Source organism: Mesorhizobium sp. CNPSo 4689 (genome assembly GCF_057784325.1).
In genome coordinates this window covers 333,064-359,554 of sequence record NZ_JBWLUZ010000002.1, presented here as the reverse complement: position 1 = coordinate 359,554, position 26,491 = coordinate 333,064, and the positions used below count along the sequence as shown (strand labels likewise).

The window sequence follows — 26,491 nt, the reverse complement described above, 5'->3', positions numbered from 1 at the left end:
CCTTGGGTTAATTCGCCGCCGCGGTCTGCGCGGAGCCGATGGATGCAGTGACATTGGTGACGAGCGCCTTGACCGATTCAGCCGTCGCGTCGAAGACCGGTGCGGGATAGACGCCGAAGAAGATGACCAGCACGACCAGCGGGTAGATGATCGCCTTCTCGCGTGGCGACAGGTCCAGCAGGCCCTTCAGGCTCTCCTTGGTCAGCGCACCGAAGATCACCCGGCGATAGAGCCAGAGCGCGTAGGCGGCCGACAGGACGACGCCGGTGGCGGCGAAGAACGCCACCCATGTGTTGGCCCGGAACACGCCGAGCATGGTCAGGAACTCGCCGACGAAGCCGCTGGTGCCGGGCAGGCCGACATTGGCCATGGTGAAGACCATGAACACGGTGGCGTATTTCGGCATGTTGTTGACCAAGCCGCCATAGGCGTCGATGTCGCGCGTGTGCATGCGGTCGTAGATGACGCCGACGCACAGGAACAGCGCGCCGGAGACGAGGCCGTGCGATAGCATCTGGAAGATCGCGCCCTGCACGCCTTCCTGGTTCATCGCGAAGATGCCCATGGTAACGAAGCCCATATGGGCGACCGAGGAATAGGCGATCAGCTTCTTCATGTCCTCCTGCATCAGCGCCACCAGCGAGGTGTAGATGATGGCGACGACCGACAGCGTGAACACCAGCGGCGCGAACATTTCGGACGCCAGCGGGAACATCGGCAGCGAGAAACGCAGGAAGCCGTACCCGCCCATCTTCAGGAGGATGGCGGCCAGGATGACCGAGCCCGCCGTCGGCGCCTCGACATGCGCGTCGGGCAGCCAGGTGTGCACCGGCCACATCGGCATCTTCACCGCGAAGGAGGCGAAGAAGGCGAGCCATAGCCAAGTCTGCATGCTGGCCGGGAAGTTATGCGTCAAGAGCGTCGGGATGTCGGTGGTGCCGGACTGGAAGAACATCGCCATGATGGCGAGCAGCATCAGCACCGAGCCGGCCAGCGTATAGAGGAAGAACTTGAACGAGGCATAGACGCGCCGCTTGCCGCCCCACACGCCGATGATGATGAACATCGGGATAAGGCCGGCCTCGAAGAAGACGTAGAACAGCACGATGTCGAGCGCGCAGAACACGCCGATCATCAGCGTCTCCAACAGCAGGAAGGCGATCATGTAGGCCTTGACGCGCTTCTCGATCGATTCCCACGACGCCAGGATGCAGAGCGGCATCAGGAAGGTGGTCAGGATGACGAACAGCATCGAGATGCCGTCGACGCCCAGATGGTAGGAGATGCCGGAATCCAGCCAGGCGAATTTCTCGACGAACTGGAAACCGGCCTGCGAATTGTCGAAGCCGGTCCAGATGAACAGCGAGACGATGAAGGTGATGCTCGTCGTCCACAGCGCGATGGCGCGGATGTTGCGGCGGGCGTTCTCGCTATCATCGTTGATGAACAGGATGAGCAGCACACCTACCAGCGGCAGGAAGGTGACCAGCGAGAGGATTGGCACGGCGGTCATCAGAGCATCATCCAGGTGACGAGTGCGGCAACGCCGATCAGCATGGCGAAGGCATAGTGATAGAGGTAGCCGGTCTGCAGCTTGACGACGCGGTTGGTGACGTCGACGACGCGTGCCGAAACACCGTCAGGCCCGAGACCGTCGATGATCGTGCCGTCGCCGGTCTTCCACAGGAACCTGCCGAGAGCCTTTGCCGGCCGCACGAACAGCACGTCGTAGAGCTCGTCGAAATACCACTTGTTGAGCAGGAAGGCGTAGAGCAGGCGATGGTTGGCGGCGACGCTCCGGGGCAATTCCGGCGAGCGGATATAGAACTTCCAGGCGATGCCAAAGCCGATGAGCATGGCGACGAACGGCGCCAGTTCGACCCACAGCGGCAGTTCGTGGATATCGTGCAGGATATGGTTGTCAGGTAGCGTGAACAGCGACGCCTTCCAGAACTCTGCATAGCCCTCGCCGATGAAGGCGCCATGGAAGATGATGCCGGCAAACAGCGCTCCCGCCGCCAGGATGAACAGCGGTACCAGCATCACCGGCGGCGATTCATGGACATGGTGCATCACCTCGTGACTGGCGCGCGGCTCGCCATGGAAAGTCATGAAGATCAGCCGCCAGGAATAGAACGAGGTGAAGCAGGCGGCGATGACCAGCAGGACGAAGGCGGTGGGGGCAAACATGTTGTGGCCGGCAAAGGCGCTTTCGATGATGGCGTCCTTGGAGAAGAAGCCGGCGGTGCCGATGACGGTCACCGGAATGCCGACGCCGGTCAGCGCCAGCGTGCCGATCACCATCATCCAGTAGGTCTTTGGAATGAGTGTCCTCAAGCCGCCCATCTTGCGCATATCCTGCTCGTCGGAGACGGCATGGATGACCGAGCCCGAGCCGAGGAACAGCAGCGCCTTGAAGAAGGCGTGCGTGAACAGATGGAAGATCGCCGCGCTATAGGCGCCGACGCCGAGCGCCACGAACATGTAGCCAAGCTGCGAGCAGGTCGAATAGGCGATGACGCGCTTGATGTCGTTCTGGACGAGGCCGACCGTTGCCGCGAAGAAGGCGGTGAAGGCGCCGATGAAGGTCACCACCGTCAGCGCCGTATGCGACAGCTCGAACAGCGGCGACAGCCTGGCCAGCATGAACACGCCGGCGGTCACCATCGTCGCGGCATGGATCAGCGCGGAAACCGGTGTCGGGCCTTCCATGGCGTCCGGCAGCCAGGTGTGCAGCGGCACCTGCGCAGACTTGCCCATGGCGCCCATGAACAGGAGCAGGCAGACAACGGTCATCGCCGAGTGCTTGTCGAGCGCATAGCCGAGGAAGGTGAGCACGGCCGCACCGTGCTCGGCGCCCTCGGCCGGAACGAATGTCGCCGCATTGGCGAAGATGGTGCCGAGATTGACCGAGCCGAACAGCACGAAGACGCCGAAGATGCCGAGCGCGAAGCCGAAATCGCCGACGCGGTTGACGACGAAGGCCTTGATCGCCGCGGCGTTGGCCGACGGCTTCTTGTACCAGAAGCCGATCAGCAGATAGGACGCGAGACCCACGCCTTCCCAGCCGAAGAACATCTGCGCCAGATTGTCCGCCGTCACCAGCATCAGCATGGCGAAGGTGAACAGCGACAGATAGGCAAAGAAGCGCGGCCGGTTCGGGTCGTGGTGCATGTAGCCGATCGAGTAGATGTGGACCAGCGCCGACACCGTGTTGACGACGACCAGCATCACCACCGTCAGCGTGTCGATCCTGAGCGCCCATGCGGCGTCGAGCCCGCCCGACTGGATCCAGCGCAGCACCGGCACGGTGAACACCTCGCCCTCGCTGAAACCGACCGAGAAGAAGGCGACCCACGACAGCACCGCCGAGATCACCAGGAAACCGGAGGTGATGTATTCGGAGGCCTTGGCGCCGAGCGAATTGCCGAACAGACCGACAATCAGGAAGCCGAGCAGCGGAAGGAAGACGATGGCCTGGTACATGGTGGTTTCCGTCAACCCTTCATCATGTTCACGTCTTCGACCGCGATCGAGCCGCGGTTGCGGAAGAAGACGACAAGAATGGCGAGACCGATGGCCGCTTCGGCGGCAGCGACTGTCAGCACGAACAGCGCGAACACCTGGCCGACCAGATCGCCGAGCGCCGCCGAAAAGGCGACGAAATTGATGTTGACCGCGAGCAGGATCAGTTCGATCGACATCAGGATGACGATGATGTTGCGGCGGTTGAGGAAGATGCCGAACACGCCGAGCGTGAACAGGATCGCCGATACGGTGAGGTAATGTGCGATGCCGACGACCATCTCAGATGCCCTCGCCCGATTTGACCTTGCGGATTTCCATGCCCGTCGCCGGCGTGCGGCCGACCTGGGCTGCGATCGACTGCCGCTTGACACCCGGCTTGTGGCGCAGCGTCAAGACGATGGCGCCGATCATGGCGACCAGGAGCACGAGGCCGGCGATCTGGAAGTAGTAGAGGTAGTCCGTATAGAGGATGTCGCCCAATGCCGCCGTGTTCGAGCGCGTGGCGAGGTCCGGAATGGGTTTTGACACCGTCGCCGCCAGTTGCGGCGCGAAAGTGTAGCCACCGAGCACGACGATCAACTCCGCCGCCAGGATCAGCCCGACCAGCGCACCGATCGGCGCATATTGCAGGGCGCCTTCCTTCATCTCGGCGAAGTCGACATCGAGCATCATGACGACGAACAGGAACAGCACCATGACCGCGCCGACATAGACGACGAGCAGGATCATCGCCAGGAACTCGGCCCCGGTCAGCATGAACAGGCCGGCGGCATTGAAGAAGGTCAGGATCAGGAACAGCACCGAATGCACGGGGTTGCGCGACGAAATGACCATGAACGCCGATGCCACGGCGACAAAGGCGAAGAGGTAGAAAAAGGCCGCCTCTAGTCCACTCAGCATGGGTTCCCCCGGGTTCCTGTCCGAAACAGGACGTTCGTCCTGTTTCGTTCTCTCTGGCTTCGTTCCGCCTCCGGCGCCGAAGCCGCGTTGTCCTAGCGCATGTTCCGATCGGGTTGAAAGACCCGATCGAAAGAAACATGCGCCACTCTTTCATTCCGGAGGATGATCTCGTCCGAAAAGTCTGCAACTTTTCGGGATCATCCTCTGGACGAGGCCCCTCGCCCCGTCCATGCGTCAAATGTCAGCGATAGGGCGAGTCCAGCGCGATGTTGCGCGCCAGTTCGCGCTCCCAGCGATCGCCATTCGCCAGCAGCCTGTCCTTGTCGTAGTAGAGCTCCTCGCGCGTCTCCGTCGCGAACTCGAAATTCGGCCCCTCGACGATGGCGTCGACCGGGCAGGCTTCCTGGCAGAAGCCGCAATAGATGCACTTCACCATGTCGATATCGTAGCGCACGGTGCGCCGCGTGCCGTCATTGCGGCGCGGCCCGGCCTCGATGGTGATCGCCTGCGCCGGGCAGATCGCCTCGCACAATTTGCAGGCGATGCAGCGTTCCTCGCCGTTGGGATAACGGCGCAGCGCGTGCTCGCCGCGGAAGCGCGGGCTGATCGGCCCCTTCTCATGCGGATAGTTGATCGTCTCCTTCGGCGCGAAGAACTGGCGCATCGACAGGAAGAAGGCGCTGACGAAATCCTGCAGCAGCAGCGATTTTGCAGCCTGGGAAAGAGCAGACATCACGCAAACCCCGTGATCTTGAGGAAGGCAGCGACGATCACCACCATCGCCAGCGAGATCGGCAAGAAGACCTTCCAGCCCAGCCGCATCAACTGGTCGTAGCGGTAGCGCGGCACGAAGGCCTTCACCATGGAGAACATGAAGAACATCAGACAGACCTTGAGCACGAACCAGATCAGCCCCGGCACCCAGGTGAAGGGCGCGAAGTCGAAGGGCGGCAGCCAGCCGCCGAGGAACAGGATGGTGGCCAAGGCGCACATCAAGACGACGGCGACATATTCGCCGAGGAAGAACAGCAGGAACGGCGTCGAGGAATATTCGACCATGTGGCCGGCGACCAGTTCCGATTCGGCCTCGACGAGGTCGAAAGGCGGGCGGTTCGTCTCAGCCAGCGCCGAAATGAAGAAGACGACGAACATCGGGAACAGCGACAGCCAGTGCCAGTCGAGGAAAGTGTTGGGCAGGCCAACCCGCGTGCCCAGCCCATCCTGCTGCGACAGCACGATGTCCGACAGATTGAGCGAGCCGACGCAGAGCAGCACAGTGACGATGACGAAGCCGATCGAGACTTCGTAGGACACCATCTGCGCCGCCGAGCGCAACGCGCCGAGGAACGGATATTTCGAATTCGACGCCCAGCCGCCCATGATCACGCCATAGACCTCGAGCGAGGAGATGGCGAAGACATAAAGGATGCCGACATTGACGTTGGCAATCGCCCAGCCCTGGTTAACCGGGATGACGGCCCAGGCCGAGATCGCCAGCACCGCCGACACCAGCGGCGCCAGCAGGAACACGCCCTTGTTGGCGCCGGACGGGATCACCGGTTCCTTGAACACGAATTTCAGCAGGTCGGCGAAGGCCTGCAGCGTGCCCCAGGGGCCGACGACGTTCGGGCCGCGGCGCAGCTGCACCGCAGCCCAGATCTTGCGGTCGGCATAAAGCAGATAAGCGACCGCGATCAGCAGCACGACGATCAGCACGACCGACTTCAAGAGGATGATCAGCGCCGGCAGTACATAGATGGAGAAGAACGTGTCCATGCTTATTCCGCCGCCTGCTTGAAGCCGCTCTTGGCCAGCGCCGAGCATTCCGCCATCACGGCAGAGGCCCGCGCGATCGGGTTGGTCAGGTAGAAATCCTTCACCGGCGAGGTGAAGCTGCCCTTGTTCAGCCGCCCGCCGAGCTTCGCCACCTTGGCGATGTCGTCGGCATTGCCGGCCGCGACATGGTCGATGCGGGCAAGATGCGGATATTCGCCGTAAAGCTTGGCGCGCAGTTGCGGCAGGGAATCGAAGGGCAGCTTCTTGCCCAGAACATCCGAAAGCGCCCGCAGGATCGCCCAGTCTTCGCGCGCATCGCCCGGTGCGAAGCCGGCACGGTTGGTCTGCTGCACCCGGCCTTCGGTGTTGACGTAAGTGCCCGACTTTTCGGTGTAGGCGGCCGCCGGCAGGATGACGTTGGCGCGATGCGCGCCATGGTCGCCATGGGTGCCGATATAGACGACGAAGGCGCCGCCGGTCTTGCCCATGTCGATCTCGTCGGCGCCGAGCAGGAACAGGAGATCCGTGCCGCCAAGCATGCCGACGACGTTCTTGCCGCCCTCGCTCGGTACAAAGCCGAGATCGAGGCCACCGACGCGGCCTGCCGCGTTGTGCAGCACGGCGAAGCCGTTCCAGTCGGCCCGGGCGGCATTGACGGCGGCCGCCAGCTTCGCCGCCTGTCCGAGAACGGCCGCACCATCGGCGCGCGCCAGAGCGCCCTGCCCGACAATGATCAGCGGATGCGTCGCCTTCTTCAGCACCTCGAAGAACTTGCCATTGCCGTCGGCGAGGTCCTTCAGCGATTCCGGACCTGCACCCAGCTGCTCATACTCATAGCGCGTGTCGCCGACCTCGCCGATGACGCCGACCGGCAGATTGCCGATGCGCCAGCGCTTGCGGATGCGGGCGTTGAGCACCGAGGCCTCGAAGCGCGGATTGGCGCCGATGATCAGCACCGCGTCGGCCTGCTCGATGCCCTCGATGGTCGGGTTGAAGATGTAGCTGGCACGTCCGAGCGATGGATCGAGGGCTGCACCATCCTGGCGGCAGTCGGTATTCTTCGAGCCGAGCGCGGCCATCAAAAGCTTGAGCGCGTACATCTCCTCGACCGCGGCGAGATCGCCGGCAATGGCGCCGATCTTCTCCGGCGCGGTCTTCGACACCTGCTCCTTGATCGCGGCGAAGGCTTCCGCCCAGCTTGCCGGTGCCAGCTTCCCGTCTTTGCGCACATAGGGGCGGTCGAGGCGCTGCGTGCGCAGGCCGTCCCAGATGAAGCGGGTCTTGTCGGAAATCCACTCCTCGTTCACCGCCTCGTTGACGCGCGGCAGGATGCGCATCACTTCGCGGCCGCGGCTGTCGACGCGGATCGCCGAACCGACGGCATCCATGACGTCGATGGATTCGGTCTTGGTCAGTTCCCACGGCCGCGCCTGGAACGCAAAGGGCTTCGAGGTCAGCGCGCCGACCGGGCAGAGATCGATGACATTGCCCTGCAGTTCCGAGGTCATGGCGCTTTCGAGATAGGTGGTGATCTCGGCATCCTCGCCACGGCCGATCAGGCCGAGCTCGGAAATGCCGGCGACCTCGGTGGTGAAGCGGACGCAGCGCGTGCAGTGGATGCAGCGGTTCATCACCGTCTTGACCAGCGGCCCGATATACTTGTCTTCGACGGCGCGCTTGTTCTCGTGATAGCGCGAGGAATCGACGCCGAAGGCCATCGCCTGGTCCTGCAGGTCGCACTCGCCGCCCTGGTCGCAGATCGGGCAATCGAGCGGATGGTTGATCAGCAGGAACTCCATCACGCCTTCCCTGGCCTTCTTGACCATCGGCGTGTTGGTGAAGATTTCCGGCGCCTCGCCGTTCGGACCGGGGCGCAGGTCGCGCACGCCCATGGCGCAGGAGGCCTGCGGCTTGGGCGGGCCGCCCTTCACCTCGATCAGGCACATGCGGCAGTTGCCGGCGATCGACAGCCGCTCATGGAAGCAAAAGCGCGGCACTTCCGCGCCCGCATCCTCGGCCGCCTGCAGCAGCGTGTAGTGGTCGGGTACAGTGATCTCTTTCCCGTCGACCTTGAGCTTTGCCATCAATTGCCCCCGGCGGTCTTCGCCGTCTCATATGCCTGGATGAGGTCGCCAAGGCTGATGCCATTGATCATCATGCCGGCGACTTCTGCGTTTTCTATCTTCACGTTGCTCATGTTCACATTGGTGAAAAACGTATTCGAGAGATTTGCGTCTTCCACCTTTGCGTTGGTCAGGTTGGTGCGCTGGATCCTGGCCGCCGACAGGTTGACGTTGTGGAACTGCGTGTTCGACATGTTCACGTCATCGAAGCTCGAATTGGTGGCATTGCGAACATCGAGAACGTCACGCTTGTCGTGGACCTCCATGCCCTACCCCTGCCTCTTGGCCTTGGCGGCCAGCACAAGTGCAGCCGCCTGGCGGGTCCAGTCGTCACGGCCGATGCGGCCCGCCAACGATAGATAGTCCTCGACCCAGGCGATCTCTTCGGGCGTCCAGGCCGCGATCTGTGCATGGGTCCAGACGCCCAGGCCGTTCAGAACCTTCTCCAGCTTCGGACCGATGCCCGATATCGCCTTGAGATCGGACGGTTTCGCCGGCCGCTCCATGGCTTTGGGCTGCCTGAAATCCTCAGGCATCAACCCGGTTGCCGCATTGCCTGCCACCGTGTCGGCGCTAGCAGTGTCCTGCGCCTTCTCGACGGTGTTGGCGGCAATGTCGGTCACATCCCTGGCGAAGGTCTGCGCCTCGGCTATCAGCGTCTTGGTCGCCTTGCGTGCCTTGGATGCGCTTTCTGCGGCGTCCGCAAACTCTTCGCTTCTTGCCTCGAAATCATCGACGATCGGCTGGAACAGCCGCTGCGAAGCCTCGGCCGCGCCGGAGAGCGCGCCGAGCCAGACGCCAAGGGCGTGGTTGGCGAAGCCGAAGCCGAGCGCCGACATTGCCGCAGCGCTCGCGACAGGATGCGCGAAGAGATTGACGGCGCTTGCCATCTCCTTCGGCATCATCCTGGTCAAGTCCTGGTTCATCTTCTCGAACTGGTCCACGTCGGGCATCATTGGGTAGGGTATCGAATACGGCGCCATCGGTCGTCTCCTGGTCGTTTCTTCGTATGCCCCGCCCGGTATCCTCGTCTCGGGCTTACGCCCGCATTTCAATTTCTATTCCGCAGCCACCATCACCGGCTCCGCCCGGTGCGCGTTGCGCGAAAACTCGTCGATGCGCTGCTCCACCTCGCCGCGGAAATGCCGCATCAGACCCTGGATCGGCCATGCCGCCGCATCGCCCAGCGCGCAGATCGTGTGTCCCTCGACCTGCTTGGTGACGTCGAGCAGCATGTCGATCTCGCGCTTCTGCGCCTCGCCGCGCACCAGCCGTTCCATCACCCGCCACATCCAGCCGGTGCCTTCGCGGCACGGCGTGCACTGGCCGCAGCTCTCGTGTTTGTAGAAATACGAGAGCCTGGCGATCGCCTTCACGATATCGGTCGATTTGTCCATGACGATGACAGCCGCGGTACCGAGGCCCGACTTCAGGTCGCGCAGAGCGTCGAAATCCATCGGCGTGTCGATGATCTGCTCGGCCGGCACCAGCGGCACCGAAGCGCCACCCGGAATGACCGCAAGCAGATTGTCCCAGCCGCCGCGGATGCCGCCGCAATGCGTCTCGATCAGCTCGCGGAACGGGATCGACATCGCCTCTTCGACGGTGCACGGATTGTTGACGTGGCCGGAGATGCAGAACAGCTTGGTGCCGACATTGTTGGGCCGGCCGAAGGACGAGAACCAGGCCGCACCGCGGCGCAAAATGGTCGGCGCAACCGCGATGGACTCGACATTGTTGACCGTGGTCGGGCAGCCATAGAGGCCGACATTGGCCGGGAATGGCGGCTTCAGCCGGGGCTGGCCCTTCTTGCCCTCGAGGCTTTCGAGCAGCGCCGTCTCCTCGCCGCAGATATAGGCGCCGGCGCCGTGATGCATGTAGATGTCGAAGTCGTAGCCGGACGTGTTGTTCTTGCCGATCAGCTTGGCCTCGTAGGCCTCGTCGATGGCGCGCTGCAGCGCCTCGCGCTCGCGGATGAACTCGCCGCGCACATAGATGTAGGCGGCGATTGCGCCCATGGCAAAGCCGGCGATCAGGCAGCCCTCGACCAGCGTGTGCGGGTCGTGGCGCAGTATGTCGCGGTCCTTGCAGGTGCCGGGCTCGGATTCGTCGGCATTGACGACGAGGTAGCTCGGCCGGCCGTCGCTCTGCTTGGGCATGAACGACCATTTCAGGCCGGTCGGGAAGCCGGCGCCGCCGCGGCCGCGCAGGCCCGACGCCTTCATCTCGTTGACGATCCAATCGCGCCCCTTGGCGATGATGCCGGGCGTGTTGTCCCAGGCGCCACGCGAAATTGCGCCCGCCAGCGACTTGTCGAAGCGGCCGTAGATGTTGTTGAAGATGCGGTCATTGTCCTGAAGCATTGTTCGTCCCTCAGACCGGTTTCTTGCCGAAGACGCGGATGTATTCGTCGACCCCGCCCTTGGCGAGCGCCTTGGCCTGCTTGACCCAGTCGTCGCGCTCGATGCGGCCGTGGAAGGAGAGATAGCCGTCCACCCATTCGCGCTCGGCCTTCTTCCAGGAAGCGACCTGCGCGAAGGTGAAGATGCCCAATTCGTGCAGGGTGCCTTCGATCTTCGGGCCGACACCGGAAATCAGCTTGAGATCGTCGACCAGCGCAGGCTTGGCGATGCCGGCGGGGCGGTTCTTGTCGTCGAGCAACGGTTTGCCCGTCTTTGAACCAGTGTCTGCTTTCGCCACCGGCACTTTGGCTTCCGGCGCCTTGAAGGCAGCCGCCGGCTCAGCTTTGTTCTTCGGACCGCTGCGCTGTTTCGAAACCTTCTCGACCTCGGGTGCCGCCTTGTTGGCGTTGGCGGCCGAATGCAGCGGGGCGGCAACGCTCGCAGCCTTTTCTACGGCAGGCGCAACCTTGACCGGCGAAGGCGATTGCAACGCCGGGCTGGTTTCAGGCGCGTCGGTCTTCGGCTTGCTGGCCTTCGACGGCGCGACGGGGGTAGCCGGCGCCGGCACGGGCTCGGCGACGATCGCATCCGGCGCCGCCTTGGCGGCCTTTGTCGCGGCCTTGGCTTCCTTGTCGCGCGTCGACTTGAGGATCGCCTTTTCGCTGGTCAGCGTGGTCAGGCCGGTGATCGGCTCCGACGTGGTGCGGCCATTCTGCGGCCCTGGCGTCACCGAGGCGCCCTTGCCGGCGCCGTAGAGATCGATGATCTCGGCCAGCCGCTCAGGCGTCAAATCCTCGAACGTATCCTTGAAGATCATCACCATCGGCGCGTTGACGCAGGCGCCGAGGCATTCGACCTCCTCCCACGACAAAGTGCCCTTGTCGTTGGTGTGGAACTGGTCGTGATGGATTTTCGAGCGGCAGACATCCATCAACGCTTCCGAGCCGCGCAGCATGCAGGGCGTGGTGCCGCAAACCTGGATGTGCGCGCGCGTGCCGACCGGATTGAGCTGGTACTGCGTGTAGAAAGTCGCGACTTCAAGGCCCCGGATGTAGGGCATGCCTAGCATGTCGGAGATCGTCTCGATCGCCGATTTGGTCACCCAGCCTTCCTGCTCCTGCGCCAGCATCAGCAGCGGGATGATCGCCGACTGTTCGCGGCCCTTCGGATATTTCTTGATCCATTGCTTGGCCGCCGCCGCATTCGCCCGGTTGAAGGCGAAGGACGCTGGTTGGACGCTGGCTTCTGCGAGACGGCGGACTGACATTTAGCGATCAACCTCACCAAACACGATATCGAGTGAACCCAACACGGCAGTGACGTCGGCCAGCATGTGGCCGCGGCACAAAAAGTCCATGGCTTGCAGATGTGCGAAGCCGGGCGCGCGCAGCTTGCAGCGGTAGGGCTTGTTGGTGCCGTCCGAGACCAAATAGACGCCGAATTCGCCCTTCGGCGCTTCGACGGCGGCGTAGACCTCGCCGGCCGGCACGCGGTAGCCCTCGGTGTAGAGCTTGAAGTGATGGATCAGCGCTTCCATCGAGCGCTTCATCGCCTGGCGCTTCGGCGGCACCACCTTGCCGTCGAGGTTCGACACCGGCCCGGTGCCCTCCTTGCCGAGCAGCAGATCGACGCACTGGCGCATGATCTTCGCCGACTGGCGCATCTCTTCCATGCGCACGAGGTAGCGGTCGAAACAGTCGCCGTTCTTGCCGATCGGGATGTCGAAATCCATTTCGGAATAGCATTCATAGGGCTGCGATTTGCGCAGGTCCCAGGCAGCACCCGAGCCGCGCACCATGACGCCGGAAAAACCCCAGGCCCAGGCATCGGCCAGCGAGACCGTGCCGATGTCGACATTGCGCTGCTTGAAGATGCGGTTGCCGGTGAGCAGCGCATCGAGATCGTCGAGCGACGTCAGGAACGGATCGATCCACTTGCCGATGTCCTCGATCAGCTTCTGCGGCAGGTCCTGGTGCACGCCGCCGGGGCGGAAATAGGCCGCGTGCATGCGCGAACCGGAGGCGCGCTCGTAGAACACCATCAGCTTTTCGCGCTCGACGAAGCCCCATAGCGGCGGCGTCAGCGCACCGACGTCCAGCGCCTGCGTCGTCACATTGAGGATGTGCGACATGATGCGGCCGATCTCGGAATAGAGCACGCGGATCAGCTGGCCGCGCTTCGGCACCTCGATGCCGAGCAGCCGCTCGGCGGCAAGCGCGAAGGCATGCTCCTGGTTCATTGGCGCGCAATAATCGAGCCGGTCGAGGTAAGGCACCGCCTGCAGGTAGGTCTTGTGCTCGATCAGCTTTTCCGTGCCGCGATGCAAGAGCCCGATATGCGGATCGACGCGATCGACGACCTCGCCGTCCAACTCAAGCACCAACCTCAAAACACCATGCGCTGCAGGGTGTTGAGGGCCAAAGTTGATGTTAAAATTGCGGACGGAGGTTTCAGCCATTCTGGCGCCTCTGGCGAAGAGTCAGTAGTGAGTAGTGAGTAGTGATCATCAATCTCAATGCCTACTTATTCCGCCTGCTTTGCCTGGACCGTTCTGATGAGAGATCGCATCATTTTTCCAATCTCTTCGCATCGCAGCAGCAGTTCAGTCTCATTGTCTCTTTCCAGCAAACCAACCCGGCATGCCAGCAGTATGTGCGTCTCCAGTTCCTTCAGCGACCCCTGCGCCATGCGCAGAAACTGAACGAACGAACCTCTATTCTCACGACCGTACCCTTCGGCGATGTTGGCGGCGATCGAAACCGCCGAGCGGCGCATTTGGGAGGTCATTCCATAAATCTCCTCTTTCGGAAAACCTTTGGTGAGGCGATAGCAATTTTCGGCAAGCACCATCGCCGATTGCCACACCAACAGGTCACGATAAGATTCGATCCTTTTTTCCAATTCCTTCCCTACTGACTACTGACTACTCACTACTTCCCTACTCACTGTTTCGCCTTCTCATCGCCCGGCAGGACGTAATCCGTCCCTTCCCACGGCGAGAGAAAATCGAAGTTTCTGAATTCCTGTTTCAATTCCACCGGCTCGTAGATGACCCGCTTGGCCTCGTCGTCGTAGCGCACCTCGACGAAACCGGTCAGCGGAAAGTCCTTGCGCAGCGGATGGCCCTCGAAACCGTAGTCGGTCAGGATCCGGCGCAGGTCGGGATGGCCTGAAAACAGCACGCCATAGAGGTCGTATGTCTCGCGCTCGAACCAGTCGGCGCCGGGATAAACGGCGGTGAGCGACGGCACCATCGTTTCCTCGTCGGCCTGAACCTTGATCCGAATGCGCACATTCTGCTTCGGCGACAAAAGGTGATAGACGACGTCAAAGCGCTTCGGCCGCGACGGATAGTCGGCGCCGCAGACGTCGATGATCGAGATGAACTGGCAGCGCTGATCGTCGCGCAGGAAGGTCGCCACCTCGATCAGGTCGCTTGGCTCGACCGAGACGGTAAGCTCGCCATAGGCCAGCACCGCGTTGTTGACCCTGCCGATCAGCTTCTCGCCCAGATAGGTCGAGAGTTCGTTCAACGACTGGCTCATGGGTTCACCGTTCGATCGTGCCGGTGCGGCGGATCTTCTTCTGCAACAGAAGAATGCCGTAAAGCAGGGCTTCGGCGCTCGGCGGACAGCCGGGCACGTAGATGTCGACCGGCACGATGCGGTCGCAACCGCGCACCACCGAATAGGAATAGTGGTAGTAGCCGCCGCCATTGGCGCAGGAGCCCATCGAGATGACGTAGCGCGGCTCCGGCATCTGGTCGTAGACCTTGCGCAGCGCCGGCGCCATCTTGTTGGTCAGCGTGCCGGCGACGATCATGATGTCGGACTGGCGCGGCGACGCGCGCGGCGCGACGCCGAAGCGCTCGCTGTCATAGCGCGGCATCGAGGTATGGATCATCTCGACGGCGCAACAGGCCAGACCGAAGGTCATGAACATCAGCGAACCGCTGCGCGCCCAGGTGATCAGCGCCTCGGTCGAGGTGACGAGAAAACCCTTGTCGGCCAACTCGTTGTTGATTTCGAGGAAGAACGGGTCGTCGGAACCGACCGGTCGACCGGTATTGGGGTCGATGATGCCCTTGGGCTTCGGTGCGACGAGCGTGCCGGAACTGTCGTTCAATCCCATTCCAGCGCTCCTTTTTTCCATTCATAGGCAAAGCCGATGGTCAGCACCGCCAGAAACACCATCATCGACCAGAAACCGAGCATGCCGATCTTCGAGAACGACACCGCCCAGGGAAACAGGAAGGCCACTTCCAGATCGAAGATGATGAACAGGATCGACACCAGGTAGAAGCGGATGTCGAACTTCATGCGGGCATCGTCGAAGGAGTTGAAGCCGCACTCATAGGCGGAGAGCTTTTCCGGATCGGGGTTGCGGTAGGCCACCAGGAACGGCGCAATGATCAGCGCCAGGCCGACGACCAGCGCCACGCCGATGAAGAGGACTATGGGCAGGTACGAACTCAAAAGTGCGTTCATGCTGCGGCTTTCCGTTGGCGGTCGATCCACTTTGATTACAGCAACCAACCTTAATGCGGAAGCGTGACAGATTAACCGCTGAACCGTTTTAGGTGGCCTATGCTGCAACGCGGCGAGGGTTAGCGCAGCGCTTTCGGCGAAGCAAGTCAAACCTTGTTCAAAACGCGGTGCTGGACGGCATATCCCGGAAAACTGGTCCGATCCGCTCCTGTTTGATTTCCTTCACTTTTTACTCCACTTTTCTCTCCTGACATATATCCCGCCAAAACCCTGCTAGCATGACCCGGAATCATCGGTTTTTGCTTGGCTTGAACAGCATCAGGGCGACGTCTCTATGAAGGAAAAAATCTCGCTCGGCTTGGCCCGGCGCATCGCGCTCGCCGCACAGGGATTTACCGACCCGAGGCCGGGCGGCACACCGGACCGCCGCCACCTGGCCCGCGTGCTCGGCCGTACCGGCCTGCTGCAGATCGATTCCGTCAGCGCGGTGGTGCGCGCCCACTATATGCCGCTCTATTCGCGCCTTGGTTCCTACCCGCTTACCTTGCTCGACAATGCCGCCGTCACGCGCAAGCGCACGGTGTTCGAATATTGGGCGCATGAGGCTTCCTTCCTGCCGGTCGAGACATACCCGCTGATGCGCTGGCGCATGCAGCGCGCCGAGCAAGGTGACGAGATGTATCTGGGGCTCGCCAAATGGGGTCGCGAACACGCCGGCTATATCGAGGAGGTCTATCGCGAGGTCGTCGATCGCGGCCCGATCGCAGCATCGGCGCTCGAAGGCCAGAAAGGTTCGGGCGGCTGGTGGGGCTGGAGCCACGCCAAACACGCCTTCGAATGGCTGTTCTGGGCCGGCCGCATCACCACGGCGTCGCGGCGCGGCTTCGAACGGTTCTATGACCTGCCCGAACGCGTCCTGCCGCAGGCGATCCTCGACCTGCCGGTGCCGGCTGCCGAGGATGCGCACCGCGAATTGCTGCGCATGTCCGCCCGCGCCCATGGCGTCGCCACCGCCGGCGACCTGCGCGACTACTTTCGCCTCTCGCCAGCCGACATGAAGGGCCGCCTCGAGGAATTGGTCGAAACGGGCGAGCTGCTGCCGGTGCGTGTCGAGGGTTGGGACAAGCCGGCTTACATGCACAAGGACGCCCGTCTGCCGCGCCGGATCGAGGCGCGCGCCTTGCTGGCGCCGTTCGACCCGGTCGTCTTCGAACGGGCGCGGGCGGAAAGACTGTTCGATTTCCGCTACCGCATCGAGATCTACACGCCGGCCGAAAAGCGACAGTACGGCTATTACGTCCTGCCATTCCTGCTCGGCGACCGGATCGTGGCGCGCGTCGACCTCAAGGCCGACCGCCCCGCAAGCGTGCTGCGCGTCCACGCCGCCTATGCCGAAGCCTGCGCACCGCCAGAAACCGCTGCAGAACTCTTCGAGGAATTGAAGCAGATGCAAGGCTGGCTCGGCCTGGAGCGCATCGAGGTGACGCCCGCGGGCGACCTGGGTCCGGCGCTGGCCGACATTGCCGTGTCGTAGACGCGCGTTGACACGACTGTCCCTACAAGCCTAAATCCGCTGCAGACGGTCTCCTCTCGGCAAAGGGAGGAGCCAAGAGGGAATGCGGTGCGGGATCTGAAGATCTCAAATCCGCGGCTGTCCCCGCAACTGTAAGCGACGAGCCTCAGCCGAAAACCACTGGGATGTTCCCGGGAAGGTGGCACCGAGGCGATGACCCGCGAGCCAGGAGACCTGCCGTCTGTGACATAAAGAATCCGATCGCCTGGCGGGTTTTCCGGGCAAGGAGCCTGATTTGGAGCGCGACAGCAGTTTTCCGGCTGAGACAGCGGACATATCGTCCGGCGGGGACGATTCCCTGGCCGGCGTCACAATCATCGTCTGCGCCTCCTGCCGCGACGAAACCGGCTCCGACGCCCATCCCCGCGCCGGCGAACTGCTGGCGCAAGACGCGCGCCGTGCCGCTTCGGGCGAAAACCTCCGCATCCGCACCGTCGAGTGCCTCGGCAATTGCAAGCGCCGCCTCAGCGCCGCGATCCTGCGCGACGGCTGCTGGAGCTACGTCTTCGGCGACTTGACCACGACCAGCGGCGCCGACCTCGTCACCGGCGCAAAGCTCTTCGCCACCTCGACCGACGGCCTCATCCCCTGGCGCGGCCGCCCCGATTCCTTGAAGCGCGGCCTCGTCGCCCGCATCCCTCCCCTCGACATCCTGAAGGACTGACCATGACCGCTCCAGATTCGTCCACCAACCTCTCCCGTGTCCCCTGCACCGTCGTCACCGGCTTCCTCGGCGCCGGCAAGACGACGCTGATCCGCCATCTCCTGGAAAACGCCGGCGGCAAGCGGCTGGCCATCATCGTCAATGAGTTCGGCGATATCGGCATCGACGGCGAGATTTTGAAAGGCTGCGGCATCGACACCTGCCCGGAGGAAAACATCGTCGAGCTGGCCAATGGCTGTATCTGCTGCACCGTCGCCGACGATTTTGTCCCTGCACTGGACCAGATCCTGTCGCTGACGCCGAAGGTCGACCACATCCTGATCGAGACCTCCGGCCTTGCTCTCCCCAAGCCGCTGGTCCAGGCCTTCCAGTGGCCGACAGTCAAAAGTCGCGTCACGGTCGATGGCGTGATCGCCGTTGTCGATGGACCGGCACTGGCCGAAGGCCGCGTCGCCAACGACATGGACGCCCTGCAGGCGCAACGCGCTCAGGATGAGACGCTCGATCATGACGACCCGGTCGAAGAGGTGTTCGAGGATCAGATCGCCTGCGCCGACCTGATCATATTGTCAAAGAGCGATTTGATGGACGCCGCCGGCTCGGCCCGCGCCAACGCGATCATCAACGAACACTCCGCGCGCGCCGTGAAGATCGTGCCGACGTCGCAAGGCAAGGTCGACCCATCGGTGCTGCTCGGCCTCGGTCTTGCCGTCGAAGACGACATCGAGAACCGCAAATCCCATCATGACGGCGCATTCGACCACGAGCATGACGACTTCGACACGTTCATTGTCGACATTCCCTCGATCGCCAACCCCGACGAACTGGCCAAGCGTGTCGCCACCGCCGCCGAAGAGGAAAACGTATTGCGCGTGAAAGGCTTCGTCGAGGTCGGCGGCAAGCCGATGCGGCTTTTGCTGCAGGCCGTCGGCCCGCGCGTCAACCACTATTACGACCGTGCCTGGACGGCCGACGACGACCGCCGCTCGCGCCTCGTCGTCATCGGCCTGAAAGGGCTGAACCGCCCGGCCATCGAGCGTATTCTCGCCGGCTGAGGCAAAAAACCGAACCGCAATGCACATCCTCACCACAACATCCGCCTCGCTCGACGACCTCGCCGAGCCTGTCGATCTGCGGCAGACGCCGGCGGATATCGTGGCGCTGTCGTTTACCGACAGCGATCTCTCCGGACTGGCGGCGGCGTGGAAGGCGGATGCGGCACGACTGCCGTCGATGCGGCTCGCCGCACTTCGCGATTTGCGCCATCCGATGTCCGTCGACCTCTGGGTCGACAGCGTGGCGCGACATGCCAGGGTGATCCTGGTGCGCATCCTCGGCGGCTATGACTGGTGGCGCTATGGCTGCGACCAGCTTGCCGCGATTGCGCGGGAACGCGGCATCAAACTGGCACTGTTGCCGGGCGAGAGCCACGACGAGGATCTGCGGCTGATCGAAGGCTCGACACTGCCGCGCGAGGAGTTGGACCCCTTGCTCGGCTATTTCCGCGAGGGTGGGCCGGCGAATATGAGCGCGCTGGTGCAGAGGCTGGCGCGGCTGGCTGGGTCAGATGCGGCGGTCGCCGAGCCGGTTGCGGTGCCGAAGGCCGGCTACTATCGACCGGGACTTGGGGTCGTAGAGAGGCCAGACCTCTCAAAGGGAGGTGTCAAGGAACTCGACGTCGACAACACCTACGTCCGCGTCGCCGTCATCCCCATCCTGTTCTACCGCTCGATGCTGCTTGCCGCCGATGTCGCGCCCATCGACGCTCTTTTTGACGAGCTCCGCCAGCGTGGCATGGTTCCCGTGCCGATCTTCGTCTCGAGCCTCAAGGACCCGGTTTCACTCGCCTTTGTCGAGAATGCACTGGCAAACCTGAACTCCGCTGCCATCGTCACCGCCACAGCCTTCGCCTCCGGCTCGGAGCCCGGCATCGAAACCCTGTTCGACCGCGCCGGCGTGCCAGTCTTCCAGGTCATCGTCGCCACGACCAGGCGCGACGTCTGGGAGAAAAACCAGCGCGGCCTGGCGCCCGCCGACCTTGCCATGCATGTCGTCCTGCCCGAACTCGACGGCCGCATCCTCGCCGGCACCATCTCCTTCAAGGGCGAAAGCGAAACCGATCCGGCACTGGCCTTTCGCGCCTTCGCCAACCGGCCCGAGCCAGACCGCGTCGCGCAGGTGGCGAGGCGCGTCGAAGCCTTCCTCCGTCTGCAGCGCGCGCCGCGCGAAGAGCGCAAACTTGCCATCCTGATCCCGGACTACCCAAGCGCCCCCGGCCGCACCGGCTATGCCGTCGGCCTCGACGTGCCGTCCAGCGTGCTCGCTATGCTGCATGACCTCAGGGAACAGGGCTACGCTGTTGAAGGGATTCCGCAAACGCCGCGTGGGTTGCTGGAGGCGCTGGAGCGGAGCAATCGTGGGTTGCGGCTGGGTGACTATCTCGACTTATCGAAAGACCTGCCGGTTGAGGCAATTTCCGCAGTAGAAGCCGCATGGGGCAAGGCCGAAGAGACAGGTTTGCGCGAGGCACCCCCCTCTGTCCTGCCGGACATCTCCCCCTCAAGGGGGGAGATTGTTTCTTCACCTCGGCCTTCGCTAATCGCCAGCGCTCCAAGGATGGCGCCGTCAGCGGAGCTGCCAATCTCCCCCCTTGAGGGGGAGATGTCCGGCAGGACAGAGGGGGGCGTGACAGAACGCCAACCTTTGCCGGTAGCGGACAGCAAACGCTTCCCCTTCCGCGCCGCCACCTTCGGCAACGTCACCGTAGCCCTCGCCCCCGATCGCGGCCGGTCAGCCGACCGCCGCGCCGACTACCACGACCCAACCCTACCTCCGCGCCATGCGCTGATCGCCTTCGGCCTGTGGCTGCGCAGATCGCTGGGCGTCCATGCCCTCATCCATGTCGGCGCCCACGGTACGCTGGAATGGCTGCCCGGCAAGACGGTCGCGCTCAGCGATACCTGCTTTCCCGAGATCGTCACCGGCGCGCTACCCGTCATCTATCCCTTCATTGTCTCCAACCCCGGCGAGGCGGCGCAGGCCAAGCGGCGCATTGCCGCCATCACCCTTGGCCATCTGCCGCCACCGCTGACCGGCGCCGGACTGGACGAGAACCAGCACAAGCTTGAGCGACTGGTCGACGAATACGCCCAGGCCGACGGGCTCGACCGCCGCCGCCGCGACCGGCTAGCGAAGCTGATCGTCGACACCGCGCAAAAGACCGGCCTCGCCTCAGAAGCCGGCGTCGCCAGGACCGACGCGCCCGACGAGGCGCTGCGCCGCATCGACGCCTGGCTTTGCGACCTCAAGGATTTCGCCATCAAGGACGGCTTGCATATCTACGGCCGTGCACCGGACAACGAGCCCGATGCCATGCGCCGCCAAAGTGCCGAGGCCGAAAAGTCGGCGCTTCTCGCGGCGCTCGACGGCCGCCACATCAAGGCCGGCCCGGCCGGCGCGCCCGCGCGCGGCCGTTCCGACGTGCTTCCGACCGGCCGCAACCTGTTCACGTCGGATCCGCGCACCATGCCCACGCCGACCGCTTTTGATCTGGGCAAAGCTGCGGCGGAAGAAGTGGTGCGCAGCTACATGCAATCGCATGGCGACTGGCCGCGCTCTCTGGTCATCGACCTGTGGGGCTCGGCGTCGCTGCGCACCGGCGGCGAAGAAATCGCGCAAGGCCTGGCGCTGATGGGCTGCCGGCCGCAATGGGATGCCGCGACTGCCCGCGTCACAGGCATCGAAGTGCTGCCGCCGGCCACGCTCGGCCGTCCGCGCGTCGATGTCACCTGGCGCATTTCGGGCCTGTTCCGCGACATGTTCCCGACCCAGATCGCGCTGATCGACGCCGCGGCGAATGCCGTTGCCACCCGCGACGAGGAGGATTCGGAAAACCCGCTGGCGGCCAGGACCCGGACCGAAGGCAAGATCAGCCCGCGCATCTTCGGCACCTCGCCCGGCACCTACGGCGCCGGCGTCGAGGATCTTTTGGCAAGCGGCTACTGGGCCGCGCGCGAAGAAATCGGCCGTGCCTATCTCAATGCCACCTCGCATGCCTATGGCGGCGCCGACGGCGAAGCGGTCTCCGCGCCCGGCGCCTTCGAGACCCGCATCGCCGAAGCCGACCTCCTCGTCCACACTGGCGACGACCCCGGCCGCGACATTTTGGAAGGCTCAGCCGATGTCGCCTTCATCGGCGGCTTTTCGGCAGCTCTTGCGGCCCTCGGCAGGAACGCCGACGTCATCGTGCTCGACACCACGGATCCGCAGAAACCGAAGCCGCGTTCGGTCGGCGAGGCTGTGTCGCGCGTCGTGCGCGCCCGCGCCGTCAATCCGCGCTTCATCGCCGGGCAGATGCGCCATGGTCCGCGCGGCGCCTCGGAATTCGCCGAAACGGTCGACCGCCTGGTCGGCTTTGCCGAAACCACCCAGGCCATTTCGGGCACGCTGATCGAAGCGGTGCACGACGCCTATCTTGGCGATCCAGATGTCCGCGCCTTCATCCTGCGCGAGAACCCGGCGGCAGCCAAAGTCATCGCCGAGCGGTTCCAATCAGCGCGGAGGCGCGGGCTGTGGCATCCGCTGCGCAATTCCATCGACGACGATCTCGCCACCCTGATCGCCGAAGCCCATGGGGTGGCGGCATGAACGCCTTCTCCCGCCGTGGCGCCTGCCCTGCGCTCAGCAAGCCCATGCAGACCGGCGACGGGCTGCTGGTGCGGCTCAATCCATTCGCTGGAGGACTTTCGCCGAAGTCGCTGATCGGACTCGGCGAATCCGCATTGCGGCACGGCAACGGCATCATGGAAGTCACCGCGCGCGGCAGTTTGCAGATACGGGGGTTGACGGCTGAAAGCGCGCGGCGGCTGGCCGGAGAGGTCCACGCGCTGGGCATTGCCGTGCGCACCGGTGTACCGGTCGAGACCGGACCGCTGGCGGGGCTCGACCCGCAAGAGGTCGCCGACCCGCGCCCGTTGGCGGAGAGCGTGCGTGCAGCGGTTGATCAAGCCGGGCTGGCGCAGCGGCTGGGCCCCAAGGTTTCGGTCATCGTCGACGGCGGCGGGCAGTTGACCATGGATGCGGTGACGGCCGATGTGCGCCTGATCGCGGTGCGGACCAACGTGGGACTTTGCTGGCAGGTGTCTGTTGCGGGGGATGGGCAGACCGCGACGCCGCTTGCCGTTGCCGAGGGCGATGCGGCCCGTGACACCGCCGTTGCCGCTCTAAGGATGATTGCCGAAAAGGGTCGCGAAGCCCATGCACGGGATTTGTCGGAGAGACAGCTCAGATCCCTCGCAAGTTGGCATTCCTTCGCGCCCCCCTCTGTCCTGCCGGACATCTCCCCCACAAGGGGGGAGATTGGCAGCTCCGCCGACGGCTTGCTTTCTGCATTCTCACCGCATGCTTCAACTTCGGCGATTGGCGAAACCGGCCGCGCGAGTACAATCTCCCCCCTTGTGGGGGAGATGTCCGGCAGGACAGAGGGGGGCGCGAAGGAACGCCTTCCTCAGACACCTTCGGCCCGCTCACCCGTCGGCATCTTCGACTTGGCCGCAGCCAGCGTCGCCCTCGGCATTGGCCTGCCCATCGGCAGCATGCCAGCGGAAAAACTCATCGATCTCGCCCAACGTGCCCTCACCCTCGGCGTTACCGAAATCCGGCTGGCGCCCGGCCGCGCCATACTTTTCCTCGGCCTCTCGCCAGCCGCCTGCCCGCCCCTCCAGCACACAGCCACCACCCTCGGCTTCGTCACAACCCCCGCCGACCCACGCACGCGCATCGCCGCTTGCCCCGGCACGCCGGCCTGCGCCTCCGGCCAAATAGCCACCCGCGACATCGCCGAGACCATCGCGGCCGAAAACGCCGACATCCTCGATGCCTCCCTGACCCTGCACATTTCCGGCTGTGCCAAGGGCTGCGCACATCCGGGCAAAGCAGCACTGACATTGGTCGGTGGCGAAAACGGAGCCGGACTTGTCGTGGACGCGACGGCAAAGGCTCTTCCTGCCGGATACAGGCCGGGCTATGACGCCGCGCGCGGTGTCAGTGGCGTTGCAGCGGCAATCCGCAAAGAACGACTTCGGGGCGAGACCGCTGCTGCCTGCCTGGCAAGGCTTGGCGCGGCCGGCATCGCAGAAGCTTACCGACAGGAATGAGCATGGCCGCCTACGACTATATCCACGACGGCACGGCGATCTACGAGCGCTCCTTCGCCATCATCCGCGCCGAGGCCGACCTGTCGCGCTTCTCGGAGGCAGAGGCCGATGTCGCCATCCGCATGATCCATGCCTGCGGCCAGGTCGAGGCCGCTCAGCATTTTGTCTTTTCCAGCGATTTCGTCGCCGCCGCGCGCGCCGCACTTTCGGCCGGCGCGCCGATCTTCTGCGATGCCGAGATGGTCTCGCATGGCGTCACCCGCGCCCGGCTGCCGGCCGGCAACGAGGTGATCTGCACTTTGCGCGACCCGCGCACCGCTGAGGTTGCCAAGGAGATCGGCAATACCCGCTCGGCCGCCGCCATCGATCTTTGGGGCGAGCGCATGGCCGGTTCCGTCGTCGCCATCGGCAATGCGCCGACTGCGCTGTTCTATCTGCTGGAGAAACTGCGCGACGGCGCGCCGAAGCCGGCAGCGATCATCGGCATGCCGGTCGGTTTTGTCGGCGCTGCCGAATCCAAGGATGCGCTGGCCGAGAATTCCTATGGCGTGCCCTACGCCATCGTGCGCGGCAGGCTGGGCGGCAGCGCCATGACCGCCGCCGCGCTCAACGCATTGGCGAGGCCCGGCCTGTGAACGCGCTCGCAAAAGGCCGTCTGGTTGGCGTCGGCACCGGTCCCGGCGACCCCGAATTGTTGACGCTGAAGGCAGCACGGGCATTGGCTGAAGCCGATGTCGTCGCCTATTTCGCCAAGCGCGGCAACAACAGCAATGCGCGCGCCATCGTCGAGGCGCGCTTCCGGCCGGATATGCTGGAACTGCCGCTGCTCTATCCCGTCACGACCGAGATCGACAAGGATCACGACGACTACCGCTCGCAGATCACCGAATTCTACGAGCAATCGGCCGAGGCGGTCGCCGGACATCTCGATGCCGGCAGGATGGTCGCGGTATTGTCGGAAGGCGACCCGCTCTTCTACGGCTCCTATATGCACCTGCATGTCCGCCTGGCGCATCGCTTTTCGACCGAGGTCATTCCCGGCGTCACCGCCATGTCCGGCTGCTGGTCGGCGACAGGCCTGCCGATCGTCCAGGGCGACGACGTGCTGACCGTGCTGCCGGGCACGATGAGCGAGTTCGAATTGACGCGCCGCCTGGCCGACACCGATGCCGCGGTCATCATGAAGGTCGGCCGCAACCTGCCCAAGATCAGGCGGGCGCTGCAGGCAACGGGCAAGCTGACGAAAGCCGTCTATGTCGAGCGCGGCACCATGCCGGGCAGCATCTCGATGCGGCTGGCCGACAAGCAGGACGACAAGGCCCCCTACTTCGCCATCGTGCTGGTGGCCGGTTGGTCGGCCCGGCCCGGCGCGTCGGGAGCCAAGCCATGAGTGGCCGCCTGACTGTCATCGGCCTTGGGCCCGGCAATGCCGACCAGGTCACGCCCGAGGCGAGCCGCGCCGTGGCGGAAGCCAAGTTCTTCTACGGCTACAAGCCCTATCTCGACCGGCTCGAGCTGCGCCCGGACCAGACCCGCGTCGCCTCCGACAATCGCGAAGAGCTCGCCCGCTCCAAGGATGCTTTGATCAAGGCCGCCGAAGGCCATGACGTCGCCGTCGTTTCCGGTGGCGATCCCGGCGTTTTCGCCATGGCGGCGGCCGTCTGCGAGGCGATCGAGGCCGGCCCTGCCGAATGGCGCGCTGTCGACGTCGCCGTCGTGCCCGGCATCACCGCCATGCTCGCCGTTGCCGCCCGCATCGGCGCGCCGCTCGGCCATGATTTCTGCGCCATCTCGCTGTCCGACAATCTGAAGCCGTGGGAATTGATCGAACTGCGTTTGCTGGCGGCGGCCGGCGCCGGTTTCGTCATCGCGCTCTACAACCCGATCAGCAAGGCGCGCCCCTGGCAGCTCGGCCGCGCCTTCGAATGCCTGGCCGCCATCCTGCCCGGCACGACGCCTGTCATCTTCGGCCGCGCCGCCGGCCGGCCCGACGAGCGCATCGAGGTTTTTCTGCTGGCCGACGCCGATGCGGAAAAGGCCGACATGGCGACCTGCATCATCATCGGCTCTCCGGAAACCAGGATCATCCGCCGCGGCGAGCGGCCGTCGCTGGTCTACACGCCGCGCTCGGCGACGGGTTCGAGAAAATGATCGACCATGTCGGCGAGCGCTTCGACGGTTTCAGCCGAGGGAACGTCCGGCAGCGCCGGCCTGCGCACCATGATCACCTCGATGCCGAGCGCTCGTGCCGCCGCGATCTTGCCGTAGGTCGCCTCGCCGCCGCTGTTCTTGGACACGATAACGTCGATGCCGTGCTCGACAAGCAGCGCGCGTTCGTCGGCTTCCCGAAACGGCCCGCGCGCCAGCAGATAGGTTGCGTCGGGCACCGCCGGCCTCGGCTCCACCGGATCGACGCTGCGGATCAGGTAGCGGTGTTGAGGTGTTGCCTCGAAGGCGCCGACCTCTTGCCGGCCAAGCGCCAGGAAGACACGGCGCGGCGCCTGGCCGAGCGCCTCGACCGCGCCAGCCACTTCGTCGACCAGCGTCCAGCGGTCACCCTCGACAGGCTCCCAGCCGGGACGCCTGAGTGCCATGATCGGCACGTCGGCTCGCCGCGCCGCTTGCGCCGCATTGGCGGAGATGCGCGCCGCATAGGGATGCGTGGCGTCGATCAGCAGATCCGTGCCGGCTTCCTTGAGATACGCCGCCAGCCCGTGCTCACCGCCGAACCCTCCCGTGCGGACAGGCACGCCTTGCGCGACAGGGCTCTCGGTGCGGCCGGCCAGCGACAGCGTGACCGAAAGATCGGCGCGCGCTGCGAGCTTTCCAGCCAGTTGCCGGGCTTCGGAGGTTCCGCCGAGGATCAGAATACGGTGGGTCATC

The 26,491-nt window shown here is 64.1% G+C and carries 25 protein-coding genes and 1 riboswitch; of the genes, 8 read left to right on the top strand and 17 right to left on the bottom strand.

Annotated elements, in window-relative coordinates:
- Window positions 1-7: 7 nt before the first annotated feature.
- The 16 genes from AC04SI_RS04520 to AC04SI_RS04445 all read right to left on the bottom strand — a co-directional run bounded on the left by AC04SI_RS04520 (window position 8) and on the right by AC04SI_RS04445 (window position 15,216).
- Window positions 8-1,513, bottom strand: coding sequence for an NADH-quinone oxidoreductase subunit M (locus AC04SI_RS04520; protein WP_404275715.1), 1,506 nt, complete (start codon window positions 1,511-1,513; stop codon window positions 8-10).
- The gene (gene nuoL / locus AC04SI_RS04515) at window positions 1,513-3,486 is read right to left on the bottom strand and encodes an NADH-quinone oxidoreductase subunit L (RefSeq protein ID WP_404275713.1); all 1,974 of its coding nucleotides are present in this window, start codon (window positions 3,484-3,486) and stop codon (window positions 1,513-1,515) included. The genes AC04SI_RS04520 and nuoL overlap by 1 nt, the downstream gene beginning before the upstream one ends.
- Window positions 3,487-3,497: 11 nt before the next feature.
- Window positions 3,498-3,806, bottom strand: a complete 309-nt coding sequence (gene nuoK / locus AC04SI_RS04510; RefSeq protein ID WP_023798863.1) for an NADH-quinone oxidoreductase subunit NuoK — start codon at window positions 3,804-3,806, stop codon at window positions 3,498-3,500.
- 1 nt (window position 3,807) lies between these two features.
- Complete coding sequence (locus AC04SI_RS04505; protein ID WP_192180967.1) at window positions 3,808-4,428, bottom strand: NADH-quinone oxidoreductase subunit J; 621 nt, start codon at window positions 4,426-4,428, stop codon at window positions 3,808-3,810.
- Between the two features lie 241 nt (window positions 4,429-4,669).
- Window positions 4,670-5,161: an NADH-quinone oxidoreductase subunit NuoI gene (gene nuoI, locus AC04SI_RS04500; protein ID WP_006203240.1), complete on the bottom strand. Its 492-nt coding sequence runs from the start codon at window positions 5,159-5,161 to the stop codon at window positions 4,670-4,672.
- Window positions 5,161-6,204: an NADH-quinone oxidoreductase subunit NuoH gene (gene nuoH / locus AC04SI_RS04495; RefSeq protein ID WP_404275708.1), complete on the bottom strand. Its 1,044-nt coding sequence runs from the start codon at window positions 6,202-6,204 to the stop codon at window positions 5,161-5,163. Before nuoH ends, nuoI begins: the two co-directional genes overlap by 1 nt.
- Window positions 6,205-6,206: 2 nt before the next feature.
- Entirely contained in the window at window positions 6,207-8,288 is a 2,082-nt protein-coding gene (nuoG, locus tag AC04SI_RS04490; RefSeq protein ID WP_404275706.1) for an NADH-quinone oxidoreductase subunit NuoG, read from the bottom strand.
- Window positions 8,288-8,593, bottom strand: coding sequence for a pentapeptide repeat-containing protein (locus AC04SI_RS04485; protein WP_404275704.1), 306 nt, complete (start codon window positions 8,591-8,593; stop codon window positions 8,288-8,290). The genes nuoG and AC04SI_RS04485 overlap by 1 nt, the downstream gene beginning before the upstream one ends.
- Before the next feature lie 3 nt (window positions 8,594-8,596).
- Window positions 8,597-9,310 carry an NADH-quinone oxidoreductase subunit E gene (locus AC04SI_RS04480; protein ID WP_404275702.1) on the bottom strand — a complete coding sequence of 238 codons (714 nt, stop codon included), beginning with the start codon at window positions 9,308-9,310 and terminating at the stop codon, window positions 8,597-8,599.
- Window positions 9,311-9,385: 75 nt separating this feature from the next.
- Window positions 9,386-10,690, bottom strand: coding sequence for an NADH-quinone oxidoreductase subunit NuoF (gene nuoF, locus AC04SI_RS04475; protein WP_404275700.1), 1,305 nt, complete (start codon window positions 10,688-10,690; stop codon window positions 9,386-9,388).
- A gap of 10 nt (window positions 10,691-10,700) precedes the next feature.
- A complete protein-coding gene (locus AC04SI_RS04470; RefSeq protein ID WP_404275699.1) occupies window positions 10,701-11,996 on the bottom strand; it encodes an NADH-quinone oxidoreductase subunit E in 1,296 nt (431 codons plus the stop codon).
- Window positions 11,997-13,187 (bottom strand): NADH-quinone oxidoreductase subunit D, encoded by a 1,191-nt coding sequence (locus AC04SI_RS04465; protein WP_404275697.1) that lies wholly within the window; start codon window positions 13,185-13,187, stop codon window positions 11,997-11,999.
- A gap of 65 nt (window positions 13,188-13,252) precedes the next feature.
- Window positions 13,253-13,630, bottom strand: coding sequence for a four helix bundle protein (locus AC04SI_RS04460; protein WP_404275695.1), 378 nt, complete (start codon window positions 13,628-13,630; stop codon window positions 13,253-13,255).
- 41 nt (window positions 13,631-13,671) lie between these two features.
- Window positions 13,672-14,274 carry an NADH-quinone oxidoreductase subunit C gene (locus tag AC04SI_RS04455; RefSeq protein ID WP_404275693.1) on the bottom strand — a complete coding sequence of 201 codons (603 nt, stop codon included), beginning with the start codon at window positions 14,272-14,274 and terminating at the stop codon, window positions 13,672-13,674.
- 4 nt (window positions 14,275-14,278) lie between these two features.
- Complete coding sequence (locus tag AC04SI_RS04450) at window positions 14,279-14,860, bottom strand: NuoB/complex I 20 kDa subunit family protein (protein ID WP_006203252.1); 582 nt, start codon at window positions 14,858-14,860, stop codon at window positions 14,279-14,281.
- Entirely contained in the window at window positions 14,851-15,216 is a 366-nt protein-coding gene (locus AC04SI_RS04445; RefSeq protein ID WP_006203254.1) for an NADH-quinone oxidoreductase subunit A, read from the bottom strand. Before AC04SI_RS04445 ends, AC04SI_RS04450 begins: the two co-directional genes overlap by 10 nt.
- Window positions 15,217-15,550: 334 nt before the next feature.
- Here AC04SI_RS04445 and AC04SI_RS04440 point away from each other — a divergent pair, with 334 nt between their 5' ends.
- From AC04SI_RS04440 to AC04SI_RS04405, 8 genes are all read left to right on the top strand, one after another.
- On the top strand, window positions 15,551-16,750 hold the full coding sequence (locus AC04SI_RS04440) for a winged helix-turn-helix domain-containing protein (protein WP_404275690.1): 1,200 nt from the start codon (window positions 15,551-15,553) through the stop codon (window positions 16,748-16,750).
- A gap of 29 nt (window positions 16,751-16,779) precedes the next feature.
- Window positions 16,780-16,985, top strand: a riboswitch (cobalamin riboswitch).
- Window positions 16,986-17,024: 39 nt separating this feature from the next.
- On the top strand, window positions 17,025-17,453 hold the full coding sequence (locus AC04SI_RS04435) for a DUF1636 family protein (RefSeq protein WP_404275688.1): 429 nt from the start codon (window positions 17,025-17,027) through the stop codon (window positions 17,451-17,453).
- A 2-nt stretch (window positions 17,454-17,455) separates the two neighbouring features.
- Window positions 17,456-18,508, top strand: coding sequence for a cobalamin biosynthesis protein CobW (gene cobW, locus AC04SI_RS04430; RefSeq protein WP_404275686.1), 1,053 nt, complete (start codon window positions 17,456-17,458; stop codon window positions 18,506-18,508).
- Window positions 18,509-18,527: 19 nt separating this feature from the next.
- A complete protein-coding gene (locus AC04SI_RS04425) occupies window positions 18,528-22,100 on the top strand; it encodes a cobaltochelatase subunit CobN (protein ID WP_404275684.1) in 3,573 nt (1,190 codons plus the stop codon).
- Window positions 22,097-23,608, top strand: a complete 1,512-nt coding sequence (cobG, locus tag AC04SI_RS04420; RefSeq protein ID WP_488473960.1) for a precorrin-3B synthase — start codon at window positions 22,097-22,099, stop codon at window positions 23,606-23,608. Before AC04SI_RS04425 ends, cobG begins: the two co-directional genes overlap by 4 nt.
- A gap of 2 nt (window positions 23,609-23,610) precedes the next feature.
- A complete protein-coding gene (locus tag AC04SI_RS04415; protein WP_404275680.1) occupies window positions 23,611-24,243 on the top strand; it encodes a precorrin-8X methylmutase in 633 nt (210 codons plus the stop codon).
- Window positions 24,240-24,998 carry a precorrin-2 C(20)-methyltransferase gene (locus tag AC04SI_RS04410; RefSeq protein WP_488473959.1) on the top strand — a complete coding sequence of 253 codons (759 nt, stop codon included), beginning with the start codon at window positions 24,240-24,242 and terminating at the stop codon, window positions 24,996-24,998. The genes AC04SI_RS04415 and AC04SI_RS04410 overlap by 4 nt, the downstream gene beginning before the upstream one ends.
- Window positions 24,995-25,759 (top strand): precorrin-3B C(17)-methyltransferase, encoded by a 765-nt coding sequence (locus AC04SI_RS04405; RefSeq protein ID WP_404275675.1) that lies wholly within the window; start codon window positions 24,995-24,997, stop codon window positions 25,757-25,759. Before AC04SI_RS04410 ends, AC04SI_RS04405 begins: the two co-directional genes overlap by 4 nt.
- On the opposite strand, the gene AC04SI_RS04400 is transcribed toward AC04SI_RS04405, so the two are convergent.
- On the bottom strand, window positions 25,723-26,490 hold the full coding sequence (locus tag AC04SI_RS04400; protein WP_404275674.1) for a cobalt-precorrin-6A reductase: 768 nt from the start codon (window positions 26,488-26,490) through the stop codon (window positions 25,723-25,725). The two genes, AC04SI_RS04405 and AC04SI_RS04400, sit on opposite strands and share 37 nt — an antisense overlap.
- Window position 26,491: the final 1 nt, after the last annotated feature.

Coding starts and splice junctions, on each gene's coding strand:
- AC04SI_RS04520 (WP_404275715.1), bottom strand. CDS start 1,513: ATGACCGCCGTGCCAATCCTCTCGCTGGTCACCTTCCTGCCGCTGGTA.
- nuoL (WP_404275713.1), bottom strand. CDS start 3,486: ATGTACCAGGCCATCGTCTTCCTTCCGCTGCTCGGCTTCCTGATTGTC.
- nuoK (WP_023798863.1), bottom strand. CDS start 3,806: ATGGTCGTCGGCATCGCACATTACCTCACCGTATCGGCGATCCTGTTC.
- AC04SI_RS04505 (WP_192180967.1), bottom strand. CDS start 4,428: ATGCTGAGTGGACTAGAGGCGGCCTTTTTCTACCTCTTCGCCTTTGTC.
- nuoI (WP_006203240.1), bottom strand. CDS start 5,161: ATGTCTGCTCTTTCCCAGGCTGCAAAATCGCTGCTGCTGCAGGATTTC.
- nuoH (WP_404275708.1), bottom strand. CDS start 6,204: ATGGACACGTTCTTCTCCATCTATGTACTGCCGGCGCTGATCATCCTC.
- nuoG (WP_404275706.1), bottom strand. CDS start 8,288: ATGGCAAAGCTCAAGGTCGACGGGAAAGAGATCACTGTACCCGACCAC.
- AC04SI_RS04485 (WP_404275704.1), bottom strand. CDS start 8,593: ATGGAGGTCCACGACAAGCGTGACGTTCTCGATGTTCGCAATGCCACC.
- AC04SI_RS04480 (WP_404275702.1), bottom strand. CDS start 9,310: ATGGCGCCGTATTCGATACCCTACCCAATGATGCCCGACGTGGACCAG.
- nuoF (WP_404275700.1), bottom strand. CDS start 10,690: ATGCTTCAGGACAATGACCGCATCTTCAACAACATCTACGGCCGCTTC.
- AC04SI_RS04470 (WP_404275699.1), bottom strand. CDS start 11,996: ATGTCAGTCCGCCGTCTCGCAGAAGCCAGCGTCCAACCAGCGTCCTTC.
- AC04SI_RS04465 (WP_404275697.1), bottom strand. CDS start 13,187: ATGGCTGAAACCTCCGTCCGCAATTTTAACATCAACTTTGGCCCTCAA.
- AC04SI_RS04455 (WP_404275693.1), bottom strand. CDS start 14,274: ATGAGCCAGTCGTTGAACGAACTCTCGACCTATCTGGGCGAGAAGCTG.
- AC04SI_RS04450 (WP_006203252.1), bottom strand. CDS start 14,860: ATGGGATTGAACGACAGTTCCGGCACGCTCGTCGCACCGAAGCCCAAG.
- AC04SI_RS04445 (WP_006203254.1), bottom strand. CDS start 15,216: ATGAACGCACTTTTGAGTTCGTACCTGCCCATAGTCCTCTTCATCGGC.
- AC04SI_RS04440 (WP_404275690.1), top strand. CDS start 15,551: ATGAAGGAAAAAATCTCGCTCGGCTTGGCCCGGCGCATCGCGCTCGCC.
- cobW (WP_404275686.1), top strand. CDS start 17,456: ATGACCGCTCCAGATTCGTCCACCAACCTCTCCCGTGTCCCCTGCACC.
- AC04SI_RS04425 (WP_404275684.1), top strand. CDS start 18,528: ATGCACATCCTCACCACAACATCCGCCTCGCTCGACGACCTCGCCGAG.
- cobG (WP_488473960.1), top strand. CDS start 22,097: ATGAACGCCTTCTCCCGCCGTGGCGCCTGCCCTGCGCTCAGCAAGCCC.
- AC04SI_RS04415 (WP_404275680.1), top strand. CDS start 23,611: ATGGCCGCCTACGACTATATCCACGACGGCACGGCGATCTACGAGCGC.
- AC04SI_RS04405 (WP_404275675.1), top strand. CDS start 24,995: ATGAGTGGCCGCCTGACTGTCATCGGCCTTGGGCCCGGCAATGCCGAC.
- AC04SI_RS04400 (WP_404275674.1), bottom strand. CDS start 26,490: ATGACCCACCGTATTCTGATCCTCGGCGGAACCTCCGAAGCCCGGCAA.